This window comes from Povalibacter sp. (assembly GCF_036735925.1).
Taxonomy (GTDB): Bacteria; Pseudomonadota; Gammaproteobacteria; order Steroidobacterales; family Steroidobacteraceae; genus Steroidobacter.
Map to the genome: position 1 here is coordinate 1 of NZ_DAINNK010000084.1, position 14,799 is coordinate 14,799.

Annotated in this window: 19 protein-coding genes; 10 read left to right on the forward strand and 9 right to left on the reverse strand. The window is 63.7% G+C overall.

The features are described 5' to 3' along the window. Positions 1-427: 427 nt before the first annotated feature. Both V7D81_RS19455 and V7D81_RS19460 read left to right on the forward strand, forming a co-directional pair. Complete coding sequence (locus V7D81_RS19455; protein WP_324319381.1) at positions 428-1,057, forward strand: hypothetical protein; 630 nt, start codon at positions 428-430, stop codon at positions 1,055-1,057. Positions 1,058-1,147: 90 nt separating this feature from the next. Beyond that, on the forward strand, positions 1,148-1,795 hold the full coding sequence (locus V7D81_RS19460; protein ID WP_324319383.1) for a hypothetical protein: 648 nt from the start codon (positions 1,148-1,150) through the stop codon (positions 1,793-1,795). Positions 1,796-1,800: 5 nt separating this feature from the next. On the opposite strand, the gene V7D81_RS19465 is transcribed toward V7D81_RS19460, so the two are convergent. The 8 genes from V7D81_RS19465 to V7D81_RS19500 form a co-directional block, all read right to left on the reverse strand. After that, positions 1,801-2,196: a hypothetical protein gene (locus tag V7D81_RS19465; RefSeq protein ID WP_324319385.1), complete on the reverse strand. Its 396-nt coding sequence runs from the start codon at positions 2,194-2,196 to the stop codon at positions 1,801-1,803. Positions 2,197-2,333: 137 nt separating this feature from the next. Then, entirely contained in the window at positions 2,334-2,855 is a 522-nt protein-coding gene (locus tag V7D81_RS19470; RefSeq protein ID WP_324319387.1) for an NUDIX hydrolase, read from the reverse strand. Between the two features lie 6 nt (positions 2,856-2,861). Continuing rightward, positions 2,862-3,284 carry a DUF6524 family protein gene (locus V7D81_RS19475; protein ID WP_324319389.1) on the reverse strand — a complete coding sequence of 141 codons (423 nt, stop codon included), beginning with the start codon at positions 3,282-3,284 and terminating at the stop codon, positions 2,862-2,864. 29 nt (positions 3,285-3,313) lie between these two features. After that, positions 3,314-4,501, reverse strand: coding sequence for a succinylglutamate desuccinylase/aspartoacylase family protein (locus V7D81_RS19480; protein WP_324319391.1), 1,188 nt, complete (start codon positions 4,499-4,501; stop codon positions 3,314-3,316). Between the two features lie 160 nt (positions 4,502-4,661). Beyond that, positions 4,662-4,937, reverse strand: coding sequence for an RNA recognition motif domain-containing protein (locus V7D81_RS19485; protein WP_324319393.1), 276 nt, complete (start codon positions 4,935-4,937; stop codon positions 4,662-4,664). A 360-nt stretch (positions 4,938-5,297) separates the two neighbouring features. Beyond that, on the reverse strand, positions 5,298-5,489 hold the full coding sequence (locus V7D81_RS19490; protein WP_324319395.1) for a hypothetical protein: 192 nt from the start codon (positions 5,487-5,489) through the stop codon (positions 5,298-5,300). Positions 5,490-5,580: 91 nt separating this feature from the next. Further along, positions 5,581-7,521, reverse strand: a complete 1,941-nt coding sequence (speA, locus tag V7D81_RS19495) for a biosynthetic arginine decarboxylase (protein ID WP_324319397.1) — start codon at positions 7,519-7,521, stop codon at positions 5,581-5,583. 33 nt (positions 7,522-7,554) lie between these two features. Beyond that, complete coding sequence (locus V7D81_RS19500) at positions 7,555-8,400, reverse strand: sulfurtransferase (RefSeq protein WP_324319400.1); 846 nt, start codon at positions 8,398-8,400, stop codon at positions 7,555-7,557. A 130-nt stretch (positions 8,401-8,530) separates the two neighbouring features. Here V7D81_RS19500 and V7D81_RS19505 point away from each other — a divergent pair, with 130 nt between their 5' ends. The 3 genes from V7D81_RS19505 to V7D81_RS19515 all read left to right on the forward strand — a co-directional run bounded on the left by V7D81_RS19505 (position 8,531) and on the right by V7D81_RS19515 (position 11,564). Further along, positions 8,531-9,208, forward strand: coding sequence for a glutathione S-transferase family protein (locus V7D81_RS19505; RefSeq protein ID WP_324319401.1), 678 nt, complete (start codon positions 8,531-8,533; stop codon positions 9,206-9,208). A 211-nt stretch (positions 9,209-9,419) separates the two neighbouring features. Continuing rightward, a complete protein-coding gene (locus tag V7D81_RS19510; RefSeq protein WP_324319403.1) occupies positions 9,420-10,835 on the forward strand; it encodes a homospermidine synthase in 1,416 nt (471 codons plus the stop codon). Between the two features lie 165 nt (positions 10,836-11,000). Then, positions 11,001-11,564 (forward strand): hypothetical protein, encoded by a 564-nt coding sequence (locus tag V7D81_RS19515; RefSeq protein WP_324319405.1) that lies wholly within the window; start codon positions 11,001-11,003, stop codon positions 11,562-11,564. A gap of 208 nt (positions 11,565-11,772) precedes the next feature. Here the strand turns inward: V7D81_RS19515 and greB are convergent, their stop codons facing one another. Further along, positions 11,773-12,273, reverse strand: coding sequence for a transcription elongation factor GreB (gene greB, locus V7D81_RS19520; protein WP_324319408.1), 501 nt, complete (start codon positions 12,271-12,273; stop codon positions 11,773-11,775). 111 nt (positions 12,274-12,384) lie between these two features. On the opposite strand from greB, the gene V7D81_RS19525 reads away from it, so the two are divergent. The 5 genes from V7D81_RS19525 to V7D81_RS19545 all read left to right on the forward strand — a co-directional run. Next, positions 12,385-12,579, forward strand: coding sequence for a hypothetical protein (locus V7D81_RS19525; RefSeq protein WP_324319410.1), 195 nt, complete (start codon positions 12,385-12,387; stop codon positions 12,577-12,579). 193 nt (positions 12,580-12,772) lie between these two features. Then, complete coding sequence (locus tag V7D81_RS19530; RefSeq protein ID WP_324319412.1) at positions 12,773-12,937, forward strand: hypothetical protein; 165 nt, start codon at positions 12,773-12,775, stop codon at positions 12,935-12,937. Positions 12,938-12,941: 4 nt separating this feature from the next. Next, positions 12,942-13,229 carry a hypothetical protein gene (locus V7D81_RS19535; protein WP_324319413.1) on the forward strand — a complete coding sequence of 96 codons (288 nt, stop codon included), beginning with the start codon at positions 12,942-12,944 and terminating at the stop codon, positions 13,227-13,229. 193 nt (positions 13,230-13,422) lie between these two features. Then, positions 13,423-14,052 (forward strand): LemA family protein, encoded by a 630-nt coding sequence (locus V7D81_RS19540; RefSeq protein ID WP_324319415.1) that lies wholly within the window; start codon positions 13,423-13,425, stop codon positions 14,050-14,052. Positions 14,053-14,307: 255 nt separating this feature from the next. Beyond that, positions 14,308-14,799 (forward strand): TPM domain-containing protein (locus V7D81_RS19545; RefSeq protein WP_324319417.1); only part of this gene is annotated, 492 nt, incomplete at its 3' end.

Genomic DNA, 14,799 nt, shown 5'->3' on the forward strand with positions numbered 1-14,799 from the left:
TGCCGCGGGGTTTTCTTTTTTCGGAGCCGGAGGTTTCACACGGAGTTCACGGAGAACACGGAGAAGAGAAGAAGTTTCCACGGGGGAAGAAAGGGAACACAGGGAGCACGGGGAAAGAAAGTTTCTGCTCCGAGACCCCGTGTTCCCTTTCCTTCCCCGTGGAAATTTCTTCTTCCGATCTCCGTGGTCTCCGTGAACTCCGTGTGAAACCTCTTCCTCTTAGCACTCCAGGCGCAGTGCTGCTAAGTCCCGCTCGCGACACCCGTCACAGACCTTGTGCTGCATCCGCGGCATTTATCCCCTGGAACCGCTGTGCCGATTTCAGGATTGAATAAATCGGCCGACTGAAGAAGAGAGACGGTCGCGTCAGGATGCTGGTACGGATCTTGGAGGCATGAGGTTGTGTCAGTGAACGAGGTGTTTCGCGATGGAGGATGCAGAGCAGGCTAAGTCGCTCGTGGCCGTCACCAATCTGCGCGAGTTCTTTCACGACTCGATGCAGACCGCGCTGCGGCAGCAGAAAGTCGCCGTGGACGATCACACCGAGCACTATGTCGTGAACGTGCTCACCCAGTTCGCCCGCTCGGACGAACTCTACGAACAGACGCCCGAAGGCGTGCGTCTCAAGCCGCTGGCACACATGCTGGCGGAGGCCTCCGAGGCCCGCTCCCCCCAGCAGCGCGACGGTGCGCTGCGTCGCCTCGGCGATGTCTCGCTGTTCATTGCCGGATTCTTCGCACAGAGCTTCGCGCGCAAACTCATCGACATCGATTACCACATCGCGATGGGCGGCCGGGCCTACGCGACGCTGGCCGACAGCACGCGCAACACGGTTCGCGGCCAGGCCTTTTCCGCGGTGTTCATGGAACTCGCGCAGAAGTTCCAGCGCCTCGTCGACGTGCTGAACGACGTCGCCGAGATGTCGTACACGCACACCGACCGCGACATCCTGCGCCAGTACGAGATCTGGATGAAAACCGGCAGCCCGCGCGCCTACAACATCCTGCGCCGCCTCGGGGTCGAGCCGGTGCTCGCTGTGGCTCGCAATGAGCACTGAAGACTCTTCTGTGGGGCCGGCTTCAGCCGGCCTTTTCAAGTGCAAAGGCCGGCTGAAGCCGGCCCCACAGGAAGAAGCGGCCTCTTCTCCATGATCCTCCGCCGCATGCAGGAAATGCTCGCGCGTCTGTACGACGCGCCGGTCGGGCACGATGTCGAGGACTACGTGATCGTGGACAAGCGCCGGTTCACGCAGCTGACCGGCGAGTCATGCGAAGCGGACGAGCAGGTGGCGCTGATCGAGGATCGTGACGGCGTGCGGGTGGGGGTCTATGTCGACGAGCAGGTGCTGGAACGGCTCGAGCGACGCGACCCCATGCAGCATCTCGATGACGGCAATCTCGCCGACTACTGCACGGCGCTCGAAGGCGTCAGCCACTTTCACTATCTGATGTGGAGTCTGGGTCGGGCGCGCGACGTGTCGCTGCTCGAACTCGAACTGCAGGCCGACGTCGACAAATACGCCGGCGCGGTGAAGCTGCTCACGCAGCAGGGCGAGGGACGATTCCCGCTGTCATTGCATCGACGCCTGTTTCACGGCGTACGTTTTCTGCCGGGCCTGAGCGAGGAACATCGCCGTCGTTATGAGGAAGCGAACCGCAGCGCGGCGCGCTTCTGTCGCGGACTCGAGGAGAAATTCATGCGGCCGCGGCATTCGCGGCCCGAGGCGTGGATACTGGAGTTGCGGCGCTTCTTTCGCTGCAGCCACCAGGAGAAGTTGCGGCTGGTGAGCCGGTAGCTCGCCTACTTCTCGTCGTCCGGCGGATTCTGGTCGAGCTTCTTTTTCATCTCGATCCACTTCGAGAGTTCGCGCAGGTCGCGCTTGGGCTTCCATTCCTTCTTGGTCAGCATGCCGCTCTGATACGGGTCGTAGCCGATGCGCAATCCTTTCGGATTCTGGCGGATCGGGGCATTGGCGGGCGGTTCGTCGTCCACGATCGACAGCCCGGCATGGGACAGTGCCTTGCGCCGCGCACGCTCGCCGCTTTCGCTGTCCTCGTTGAGCTTGTCGTCCTGCCACTCATACTTCGCATTGCCGAGTTCGTCGAAGCCGATCTTGCCGGGCTTGTCCGGCGCCGCATCGCCGCCGACCTTGCGGTGGCGGATGCGCAGTCCGAGTTTTTTCAGTTCGTCTTTCAAGGCGGGATCATCGATGCAATTCCGTGAGCGGAATCACTGTCGACATCTTACGGAATCGGCTGTGCACACATTGTGTGCAGCGTCACGGGTCGTGCGTGCGGATGTGGCTGCCGGCCCCGTGAATCTAGGGGTTTGACTTAACGGAGCTGTGCTGCTGCGCGAAAAATGCCTACAAGGGATTTGGCATCGCGCAGTTCGCCGTCGCACGCCATCTGCACTGCTTCGTCGAGCGGCTTCCAGTGCACTTCCAGCACTTCGTGTTCCTCCGGTTTCGCCGCGGCCATCTGCAGTCCGGTCGCGAGATAGAGATGGATCACTTCCGTGAATACGCCGGGTGAACTCACCATGTCGCCGAGGCTCTGCCACGATGCGGCCGTGACGCCGGCTTCTTCTTCGAGCTCGCGCTGCGCGGTCTGCAGCGGCGGTTCGCGATGGTCGATCTTGCCCGCCGGCAGTTCCCACAGCCAGCCAGCGGCAGCATGACGGAACTGACGCAGCAGGCAGATCTCGCGCCGTTCGTTGATCGCCACGATGGCCGCGCCGCCCGGGTGATGAATGATTTCGAGATCCGCAACCGCCTTGTTGGGAAGCTCGACGCGTTCGACGTTGACTTCGATGACGCGACCGCGAAAGACATTGCGCAGGGACAGGACGGGCATGGCGCGTTATCTCTTCTCGTCCACTTCATCGACCGTCGCCTGTCCGGTCCAGCGCCGGTACAGATGCGACCACGACATGCCGACGGCGAGGATCAACGCCAGGATGACGAGTCCGATCCACGTCAGCACGTGCGTGTCGGAGAGCGTGACCCATCCCCACGAAACGATCATCCAGATGAGTGCGGCGAACAGGGCGAAGCCGAGGATCATGCCGAACAGGCCGATCGACTTCAGCGTGGCGCCGAGGAACACGATCCACGCGATCAGCAGCACGATGCCGCAGACCACCTCGACGGGCGTCACCTGCGGAAAGTCCTTCATCAGCATGTGGACGTAGGAATGGCCGCTCGGATTGAAGGTCAGCATCACCAGCACGAGCGCAAACAGCGCGCGCATCAGGATGCCGCTGAAATTGAGTTGTTCGTCCATAGTCGCTGCCCGTTGTTTACGATATCGATTCAGCCGCGCGGCGGCGCGTCTTCAGAACCGTCCTCGTCCTCGACGGCGTCCGGTCCTTCCTCGCCGCCTTCGTCGCTGTCCTTCGACGCATTGTTCTTGGTGGTCTCGATGCCGATGCGGTACGCCGCGAATCCTGGTAGCACCACCTGGTTCAATGCCATGCCGAGCACGCGCCCGCTGATCGGCGCATAGATCCGGTACTGCTCGTTGGACAGCGGATCGGTGACGACGCCGAGCAGTTCGCCTTCGCTCACGCGCTCGCCGAGCGCCACGTCCGAAAAAAGAATGCCGCCGTTGTCGACCCGTACCCATTTCGAGGCGTAGTACACCGGCTCGGGATCGCCCCAGTAGCGCCGCTGCTTGGTCATGCCGAGCGCATACATGAGCGTTTCGATGGCCTTGGCGCCGTGTTCGACCTGTTCGGGCTGCACGCGCATCGGCTCGCCCATTTCGAACGTCACCGACGGAATGCCTGCATCGTTGGCGGCACGGCGCAGCGAGCCCTTGTCGCCGGCGCTCTGCAGTACGACGGTTGCACCGAAGGCGCGGGTCATGCGCGTGACCTGCGGCGAGCGCAGATCGGCGCGGACCTGCGGCAGGTTGGTGCGATTCAGCGAACCCGTGTGCAGATCGATCAGTGCCGAACAGTGCCGGATGACCTCGGTGAACAGCGAATGCGCCATGCGCGTCGCCGAGCTGCCCTTGGCATTGCCGGGGAAATAACGATTGAGGTCGCGACGGTCGGGCAGGTAGCGGGTGCCGCGATAGAAGCCCTGGATGTTGACGATGGGGACGCCGATGACGGCGCCATTCAGTTCCTCGACGTCGATGTCGTCGAGCACGCGCCGGGCCACCTCGATGCCATTGAGTTCATCGCCGTGAATGGCGGCGGTGAGGCACAGCACGGGGCCCGGCCCTTTGCCGTTCAGGACCAGGACCGGCACCGGGACGACGAAACCTTCGATGGCAGTGCCACTGGTCCAGGTGAGGCGCTTGCGGGTGCCGGGCGCCACTTCGGTGCCGAGCAGGCGCAGGCGGCCCTTTGGCTTCAGTTCGGCGGTCGCAGCATCGGCAGCGTAAGCCGCCGGTGAACCGAGGAACGAGAACGCGGCGACGCTCAGCAGGCACGCGACCAGCGCTGTGCCGCCGACGGCGCGATTCGCGCGGTGCGTCCCGGTATCCGACATTTTTTTCCGCCCTTCCAATGACTCGGCGCAGCGGAAGATAGAGGAAATACCGCAGTGCGGCTACCAGTGAAGGATGCACAGGAAAGATCGCGATGCGCGGTTCTGCGCATCGCGATCTCGGCTCGGCGAAGTCCGGAGGATTCCCCGGATCGGAAAGGGACTACCAGCGGGCGTTCTGGCGCGGCGGGCGTGCTTCGCGCTCGCGCGCCTCGTTGACTCGCAGCGGACGCCCGCCCATGTCCATGCCGTTCGTGTGTTCGATCGCCTTCTGCGCATCGGACGGCGACATGTCGACGAAGCCGAAACCGCGGGGGCGGCCGGTCTCGCGATCGTTCACCAGTTTCACGGATTGCACGGCGCCATACTGTTCGAACAGCTTGCGCACCTCGGCCTCAGTGGCGCTGAAGGGAAGATTGCCAACGTAGATCGTCGTCATCGATTGTCACTCGGTTCGCTTCAGAAACAGCAGCCGCCCGACCGCGGCGCTTCCTGCGGGAACGCTCGCTGGAGGAACTGGCTGCACCTTGGTCGTTCGCACTGAACTGATCGCAAATCGTGCCGGTGGGATCGATAGAGAGGTGGTCGCCTGAAATGCTTCAGTTGGATGCGTTGTTCTGCTGACCGCGGCCGATACTACGTCAGCACTTTTGACGATGCAACGGTGGAGGACAGGGGATTTCCGGGGAAATCCGGGGGTTTCTGTGGGGCCGGCCTCTGCTTGTAGGTCAGGCTTCAGCCTGACATCTTCAGAGGCCGGCTGAAGCCGGCCCCACAGGGGGAGGGAGGAAGGCGTCCGTCAGCCCGCCATGCCGCGCTGGCAGCGGGCGCGCGAAATCCAGTGCTCGAAATTGCGCAGGTTGCCGAGGTCGGTGTCTTCGTCGTTCCAGAAGCGCAGCCAGTCCTGCAGCAGCGGCGGTTCCTCCGGCCAGCTGCCGCCGGCGCCGGTCTGTTCGCGCAGGCGATCGTAGAGATTGGTCAGTGGATCCATGATTGCTCCTCGATGACGGAGAGCATCATGAAAGTCGCGGGTGAAGTGAATGTGACGGAAGGGTGAAGCGGGGATGACAGTCGCCAGCGGCCTATTCCAGGTACGTATATCCGTTCAGCTCCCACTCGTAGAACCGCCGCAGCGCCTGGCTTTCCGCCAGCGTCATGCGACCTTCGCGCACGGCGCGTTCGCAGTCGCGGGTGAACTGCGGGTAGAGGCGATCGACGTCGTACTGCATGTAGCTCAGCACCTTGCCGGCCGTGTCGCCCTTGACGATCTCCTCGATCCACCATCCGCCTTCGTCGTGCAGGCGGATGTGCACGACGTGCGTGTCGCCGAAGAGATTGTGCAGGTCGCCGAGGGTTTCCTGATACGCGCCGACCAGGAAGGCCGCGAGGTAGTACTCCTCGCCGGCGCGGATCTCGTGCAGTTCCAGCGTGCGCTTTACGTCGCGCGGACTGACGAAGCGGTCGATCTTGCCGTCCGAGTCGCAGGTGATGTCGGCGAGCACGGCGTTGCGGGTCGGTTTCTCGTCGAGCCGGTGGATCGGCATGATCGGGAAAAGCTGGCCGATGGCCCAGCTGTCCGGCAGCGACTGGAACACGGAGAAGTTGCAGAAGTAGGTGTCGGAAAGAATCAGTTCGAGTCCTTCGAGTTCCTCCGGCACGCGATCGAGCTTGCGGCAGAAATCGCGGATGCGCGCGCAGGTGGCCCAGTAGAGCCGTTCGGCGAGGCCGCGGAATTCCAGGCTCAGCAGGCCGAGGTTGAACATCTGCAGCACCTGTTCGCGGGCCTGTACGGCGTCGTGATAACACTCGACCAGGCGCCGTTCCGAGACGCTGCGATGCGCGACGAACAGATCGGCGACGGGCTGCGGCAGTTCGTCCTCGCCGGTGTAGTCCTCCTCGACCTTGCCGGTGACGCGGAACTGGTCGAGTGCCGATGAGCCGAGCACATTGAAGATCAGCACGCTGTGATGCGCGGCGGTGGCGCGGCCCGATTCGCTGACGATGACGGGATGATCGATGCCGCGCGCATTGCACACGCTGGCGATGCGGTACACCACGTCGCTGGCGTATTCGTTCATGGTGTAGTTCATCGACGATTCGTAGTTCGTGCCGCTGCCGTCGTAGTCGACGCCGAGGCCGCCGCCCACGTCGATGTACCTGAGGCCGGCGCCCATGAGCTTCAGTTCGGCGTAGACGTGCGCGAGTTCGTTGATGGCGTCCTTCACGCGACGGATGTCCTGCAGCTGGCTGCCTGGATGACAGTGCACGAGTTCCAGGCAATCGAGCATGTCGTGCTCGCGCAGCGTGCGCACCAGTTCGAGGATTTCCGTGACGAACAGGCCGAACTTGGATTTCTCGCCGGCCGAATCGCGCCAGCGGCCCGCGCCTTCGCTCGCCAGTTTCACGCGCACGCCGATGCGCGGCCGCACCTGGTATTTCTGCGAGTGCTTCAGGATCAGCGCCAGTTCCTCGAAATTCTCGACCACCGGAATGATGGTGCGGCCGAGCTTGGTCGCGAGGATCACGGCCTCGATGTAGCTGTCGTCCTTGAAGCCGTTGCAGACGATCATGCGTTCCGGTGCGTCCTCGGTCAGCGCCATCACGGCGAGCAGTTCGGGTTTTGAGCCGGCTTCGAGGCCGAAGCTGAATTCCTTGCCGTAGCGATAGACCTCTTCGACGACCAGCCGCTGCTGGTTCACCTTGATCGGAAACACGGCGCAGTAGCGGTTCTTGTAGTCGTTCTCGGCAATCGCCTGTGCGAAGGCGCCATGCAGCCGCTGCAGGCGGTGATGCAGGATGTCGGAAAAACGCACGACGACCGGTGCGGTGAGATCGCGCGCCTTCAGCCCCTCGACGACTTCGTGCAGATCGATCTCATGCTGGGTGTCGGGGCGCACGACCACGTTTCCGGCCGCGTTGATCCCGAAGTAATGCTTGCCCCAGGCGGGCACCTGGTACAGATCGAGCGAGTCCTCGATCTTCCAGTGGGAGTTCTGCGCGGACGGTTTGGCGGGGCTGTGCATGGGCGCGGAAGAGAGCCCCGCATCCCGGTGCGGTCAGCGTCCCTTCGCGACCGCGCGCGACGGATCGCGGATCCACTCGCTCCACGATCCTGCATACAGTTTCGCGCCCGGCTTGCCCGCGATTTCCAGGCCCAGCAGCAGATGGCACGCGGTCACGCCCGAGCCGCACATCGCGATCGTGTGTGCGTCGTCGATGCCCGCCTGTGACGTTTCAAAACGCGCCCGCAGCTCCGCGGGCGAGAGAAAACGTCCATCGCCGCCCAGGTTGAGCGCGAACGGATGATTCACGGCGCCCGGCACATGGCCCGCGACGGGATCGATCGGCTCGACTTCGCCCGCGAAGCGCTCGGCCGCGCGCGCATCGAGCAGGCGCCATCGACCGCTGCGTACGCTGGCGTCGACCTGCGATGCGTCCAGCCACCGATCGCGCTCCGCAGTCACGGTGTACTGCGTGGATGCGCGCGCACGAACCTCCTTCGTCACCGGCAGTCCTGCACTCGTCCACGCCTTGAGTCCGCCGTCGAGTACGGCGACCTTGCGATGTCCCGCCCAGCGCAACAGCCACCAGAGCCGCGCGGCATACGCGCCCGTATCGGCGTCGTACGCGACGACCTGCGTTTCGCGCGCGAGACCCCAGCGTCCCAGCGTGCGCGCGAATGCTTCCGGCGCCGGCAGCGGATGACGCCCGCTCGCTGGCGTGATGGGCGCGGCCAGGTCGCGATCGAGGTGCGCGTACACGGCTCCCGGGATGTGGCTTGCCGCATAGGCCGTTTCGCCGGCCGAGGGACGTGCCAGATCGAAGCGACAGTCGACGATCAGCCATGCAGGATCGTCGAGATGGGCGGCGAGATCGGCGGCGGCAATGAGGGTGGAGTACATGAGAGAGTGACGAGGGTGACGAAGGTCACGAAGTCACGGGCGTGTGACGGCCATGACAGTGCGCAGGTAGAAATATACTCCGGCCCGCGTCACTATCGTCACCTTCGTCACTTTCATCACTGGCAGCCCAATGGCACTCGAACTCTGGTGGGGCAGCGGCAGCCCGTATTCATGGCGGGCCCTGCTGGCGCTCGAATACAAGCAGCTTCCCTACGTGTCGCACCTGGTGCAGTTCGCGAAGCAGGAGCACAAGTCGCCGCAGATGCTGAAGATGAATCCGCGCGGCCGCGTGCCGGTGCTGCGCGATGGCGATTACGTGTGCTTCGAGTCGATGGCGATCCTCTACTACCTCGAACGCAAGTATCCCGAGGTGCCGCTGCTCGGCCGCACGCCGGAGGAAGCGGGCACGATCGTGCGCGTCATCAGCGAATATCAGGCGTACGTCGAAGAGCACATCAAGAAAGTGATGTACTCGATTCTCTTCCAGGCCGCCGACGGCAATCACTCCGACGACGTCACGCGCGCCATGCACCTGCTCGCGGCCGAGGCGCGCACCATCAACACGCGCCTGAGCACCTCGTCGTGGCTGGTCGGCGAGCATTTCTCCGCCGCCGATGTCGTGATCTTTCCCGGCATCCAGATGCTGCTGCGCGCGCTGGAGCGCCGCGAAGCCAGCGAACTGCGCGGCCGGCTGCTGCCGCTGGATGGCAACTATCCCGCCATCGCCGCCTGGATCCAGCGCGTCGAAGCGCTGCCCGGCTACGAGCGCACGTATCCGCCGCACTGGCGCGAGCCGCGGGAGAGTTGAAGAGGAGTTTCTTCTGTGGGGCCGGCTTCAGCCGGCCTCTTCAAGTCCAAAGGCCGGCTGAAGCCGGCCCCACAGCAAGAACTGATTTCTTCCGGCCTCTGTGTTCTCCGTGATCTCTGTGTGAAATCTCCGCTCTTCGTCCCGGGGTTCGCCGCACGAAGAAAAATCAGTACACTCGCCGCGTCTTTTTTCGAGCAGTCGAGTGTCCGTCATGTCTGATCACCCCGTTCATGTCGTGTTTCCCGGCCGGATCGTTTGCATTGGATTCGGCAGTATCGGTCAGGGAGTGTTGCCGCTGATCTTGCGACACATCGGCATCTCGCCGGACCGCATCACGATCGTGACGGCGGACGACGCGGGACATGCCGAAGCCAGCGACTACGGGATCAAGTTCATCAAGCAGCCGCTGACGCGCGAGAACTATCGTCAGGTGCTCGAGCCGCTGCTGTCGCGCGGCGATTTCCTGCTGAATCTGTCGGTCGACGTGTCGAGCGTCGCGCTGATCCAGCTCGCGCACGAGAAAGGCGCGCTCTATCTCGACACCTGCATCGAGCGGGGGCCCGGCGCCTACACCGACCCGGGCGTGCCGCCGGCCCGCCGCACCAACTACGCGCTGCGCGAATCGGCGCTGGCGCTGCGGCAGGGCGGAAAGAAGGGTCCCACGGCGGTGATCACGCACGGCGCCAACCCGGGCCTCGTCTCGCATTTCGTGAAGCAGGCACTGCTCAACATCGCGAACGACACGGGCGTGAATGCCGGCAATCCGCAGTCGCGTGAGGACTGGGCGGCGCTGTCGCACCAACTCGGCATCAAGGTGATCCACATCGCCGAGCGCGATACGCAGGTGTCGAACGTGCCGAAGAAGCCCGGCGAATTCGTCAACACCTGGTCGGTGGACGGCTTCATCAGCGAAGGCTGCCAGCCGGCCGAACTCGGCTGGGGCACGCATGAGAAGGCACTGCCGCCGCGCGGTCAGGAATTCGATTTCGGTCCGCAGTGCGCGATCTACATGCTGCAGCCGGGCGCCGGCACGCGTGTGCGCACCTGGACGCCGAAGGCCGGTCCGTTCCACGGTTTCCTGATCACGCACGGCGAGTCGATTTCCATTCCGGATTTCCTTTCGCATCGCGAGGGCGGCAAGGTGGTGTCGCGTCCGACCGCGCACTACTCCTATCACCCCTGCAATGACGCGGTGCTGTCGGTGAACGAATTCGCCGGCCGCGGCTGGCAGCAGCAGGAACGCAAGCGCATCCTCAACAAGGAAATCACCGAAGGCATCGACGAACTCGGCGTGCTGCTCGCGGGCCACAGGAAGAATGCGTACTGGTATGGCTCGCAGCTGTCGATCGAAGAAGCGCGCAAGCTCGCGCCGTACAACAGCGCCACCAGCCTGCAGGTGTGCGTGGCCGTGCTGTCCGGCGTGATCTGGGCGATGGAAAACCCGGAACGCGGCATCGTCGAACCGGACGAAATCGATTTCCGTCGCAACCTGGAAATCTGCATGCCGTATCTCGGCCCCGTCGTCGGCGCCTACAGCGACTGGACGCCGCTCACCGGTCGCGAATCGCTGTTCAAGGAGGACATCGACTCGTCGGATCCGTGGCAGTTCAGGAATGTGATCGTGTAAGAGCGCGTTCGCGCTTTGACGGGCGACAGGCTACAGGCGACGGTTCGAGGAAGAACGGTTGCCGCGAGTTCCGATGCTGAAACTGGGACTCGCGGCGCTGTGCACTTGATTCCCGGGCTTCTATTCTGACTGTAGCCAGTCGCCTGTAGCCTGTAGCCCGCCCCCATGCCCCTTCGCATCAGCTTCAATCTCCGCGACGACGATCTGCGTCACTACGAAGAAGTGGCGCAGCAGACGCAGGCGTCCGTGCGCCAGCGTTCCGCGCAGGAGATCGTCGCGGCGGCGCGGCAGGTGCTGGAAGAATCGCAGCGTGCGCAGCAGGCGGAGTTCGTCCGGGAACGATTTTCCCGGCTGGCCGGCATGATCGACATGGCCGTCGATCCCGACTGGCCGCTCAGCGCCGAAGACAGCCAGCGCCTGATCAATGCGCTCGCCTGTTTCGGCGGGACGGAGTCAGCCGCGCGTGCCGGCTTTCTCGATCACGCCATCCTGGTCGAACTCGTCAGCCGCGATCTCGAACACGATCTCGCGGCGTATCGGGAATTCTGCAAGCTGCGCGCGGCCCAGCTCGCGCGCCGTCGTCCCGGTATGGATCAGGATGCGCAGCGCGATGAGTGGCTCAAGGAAAAACGCGAGGGACTGCAGCAGCGCATGCACGAGCGTCGCCGCCGCGATCTCGACAAGGCCGGCAGCTCGGTGCGCAAACTCTTTTCGCTCTTCGGGCTGTGAGGGCGGATTCGGATTTCACACAGAGATCACAGAGATCACAGAGAGCACAGAGTTCAAGGCGAAGAGAAGAAAATTTCCACGGGGGACACGGGGAGCACGGGGACAAGAAAGATCTCTGCTCCGAAACCCCGCGTTCCCCGTGTCCCCCGTGGAAAATCCTCTTGTTCCGAACTCTGTGTTCTCTGTGATCTCTGTGTGAAATCCCGTCTCACTCCTCATAACGTACCGAGACGATCACGTACGTCTTCACCCCGCCCGGCACTTCCACGCGCACTTCATCGTCGAGCGCTTTGCGCATGAGTGCCTTGCCGAGCGGTGAGTCCATGCTCAGGTAGCGTTTCGCGACGTCGAATTCGTCGGGGCCGACGATGCGGTATTCGGTCTGTTCGCCGTCGTCGTCCTCGAGCGTGACCCAGGCGCCGAAGAACACGCGGTTGCGGTCTTTCGGCGGCTGGTCGACGACGGTCATGCCGTCGAGGCGCTGTCGCAAAAAGCGGACGCGGCGGTCGATCTCGCGCAGCTGGCGTTTGCCGTAAATGTATTCGGCGTTCTCGGAGCGATCACCCTGCGCCGCGGCTTCGGAGACGGCCTGCGTGACCTGCGGCCGCAGCACGCGCCACAGATGATCCAGTTCCTGCTTCAGACGGTCTGCCCCTTCGGGCGTAATGAACTTGGAGCCCTTCGGTGCCGGCGGACGATAACGACTCATGTGATCCTGTTTGCTAATTGCTGCTAAGGCATCGCCTGATAACGCGGCACCCCGGACAAATTGTGCATTCCTTCACGGTACGTACAGGGGGCGCTCTCTAGTCTGGCCCCCATGGCCGTCAAGTACTACACGCACTTCCTGCTCCAGGAAACCAAGCCGAAGGGACTGAGCGAGTTCCGCGGCGTGGTCGAAGTCAGCCGCAGCATGCGGCGCGGCGACCTGAAGGAAGCGGCGGCGGTGCTGGCGCGCAATTTCGAATGCGAGTCGCGCGACATCAAGGTCCTGCAGTGGTCGCGACTGCACTGATTTCTGTCGATGTGCTCTGTCGATCGTGTTGCGTGTGAGTTGATGGTTTTCCTGCGAATCCCCTAGCGGGCTTCTTCCCTTCAGAAGGTCCGCTTCTCTGCCCCGAGCCGCAAGCTTGGGGTTTTTTTTGCCCGCGGGAAACCGCTGGAAAGCGTAGATTCGCGCTCGAGCTCCCGAGCGCGTGATGCTTCGCATGTCCTTCAAAGATCACTTCTCCGGTCACGCCGCGCTGTACGCGAAGTACCGCCCTGACTATCCGCCGGCGCTGTACGAATTCCTCGCGTCGCTCTCGACGACTCACGACTGCGCACTCGACTGCGGCCAGGCGGCCATCGGGCTCGCACGGCATTTCGTATGACGGCGTGGTCGGCGAGTACTGGCCGCCCGAGCGTCGCTACGTGGCGAGCGCGTATCGAACCCTGCCGTTCGAGTTCGAGGAACTCGCGGCACCGTCGCTGCAGCTCGAACTGCAATGGGATCTGGATGCGCTGATGGGCTACCTCAGCACTTGGTCGGCCGTGCAGCGCTACGTCAAGGCAGGGCAGAGCGATCCGTTGCCGGCGTTGCGGCGCCGGCTGGAAGCGGTCTGGCAACCGGGGACGATGCGCAGCGTCGTGTGGCCGCTGCATCTGCGGGTCGGCCGGCACTGATCTTTTCTTCTGTGGGGCCGGCTTCAGCCGGCCTCTGAGGAGTCAGGCTGAAGCCTGACCTACAAAAGAAGCAGACGGGCATTCGCCGGCTTCCGGCCGCGGGTTGCCGGCAGCGCGGGAACTGCGTCTTGTCTCCGGTAGTTCGTTCCCCTATATCAGCGACGTTCGCCGCTGGCGCCCACAAGGAACTCCCATGCAAGCCATCCGCGTCGTCTTCCTGCTCGTGCTCGCTGCGTTGTCCACCGGTTGCGGCTACAACACGCTGCAGTCGCAGGACGAGCAGGTGAAATCGGCCTGGTCCGAAGTGCTGAATCAGTACCAGCGCCGCGCCGATCTGGTGCCGAACCTGGTGAATACCGTGAAAGGCGCCGTGCAGTCCGAGAAGGACATTCTCGACAGCGTCGTGAATGCGCGCGCCAAGGCGACGTCCATCCAGGCGACGCCGGAGCTGATCAACGACCCGGCCGCGTTCCAGAAGTGGCAGGCCGCGCAGGGCGAACTGAGTTCGGCGCTATCGCGACTGATGGTCGTGGTCGAGCGCTATCCCGATCTCAAGTCGATTTCCGGCTTCGACGATCTGCGGGCGCAGCTCGAAGGCACGGAAAATCGCATCGCCGTCGCACGCAAGCGCTACATCGATACCGTGCAGGCATACAACACGACGGTTCGTTCCTTCCCGACCAACCTCACTGCAAAAATGTTCGGGCACAAAGTGAAACCGAACTTCTCGGTGGAGAACGAGGCGGAGATTTCGCGACCGCCGAGCGTGGATTTCGGAACGCCGCCGGCGACCACGCCGCCGCGCATCGAATCGACGGGCTGATCCGGACCGTCGATGCGCCAAGCCGCCCCCCTCCTGGCCTCCCCCCGTCGAACGGGGGGAGGGATCTCTTCTTCTCCCTCCCCTGCGCGTAGCGCGGGGCCGCTCCTGCGCATCCCTGCGCGCGCGGCATTCGCACATCCATGTGCAGCAGAGGGTTGGGGTGGGGGCCTCTTTGCCGCACTGCTATCGCTGCTGTTTTTCCTTGCGCCGGCATCCTTCGCCCAGATTCCCGTCCCGACGCTCACCGCGCCGGTGATGGACCAGACCGGCACGCTCACGCCGCCGCAGATCGCCTCGCTCGAACAGACCATCCGCGATCTTTACCAGCGCAAAGGCAGCCAGATCACGGTGCTGATCCTGCCGACGACGCAGCCCGAGGCGATCGAGCAGTACTCCATTCGCGTCGTCGAGAGCTGGAAGCTGGGGCGCAAGGACATCGACGACGGCGTGCTGCTGCTGGTGGCGAAGGACGATCGCGCAGTGCGCATCGAGGTCGGCTACGGACTCGAAGGCGCGATTCCCGATGTGATCGCCAATCGCATCGTGCAGCAGGTGATCGTGCCGCGCTTCCGCCAGGACGATTACTACGGCGGCATCAGCCAGGGTGTCGCGCGCCTGGTCGCACTGATCGAAGGTGAACCGCTGCCCGAACCGGCACGGCACGAGCAGCCGTCGGTGGAGGGCATCGGCTCGCTGCTGCCGATGCTGTTCGTGCTGGTCGTGATCGGCGGCGGCATCCTGCGGCGG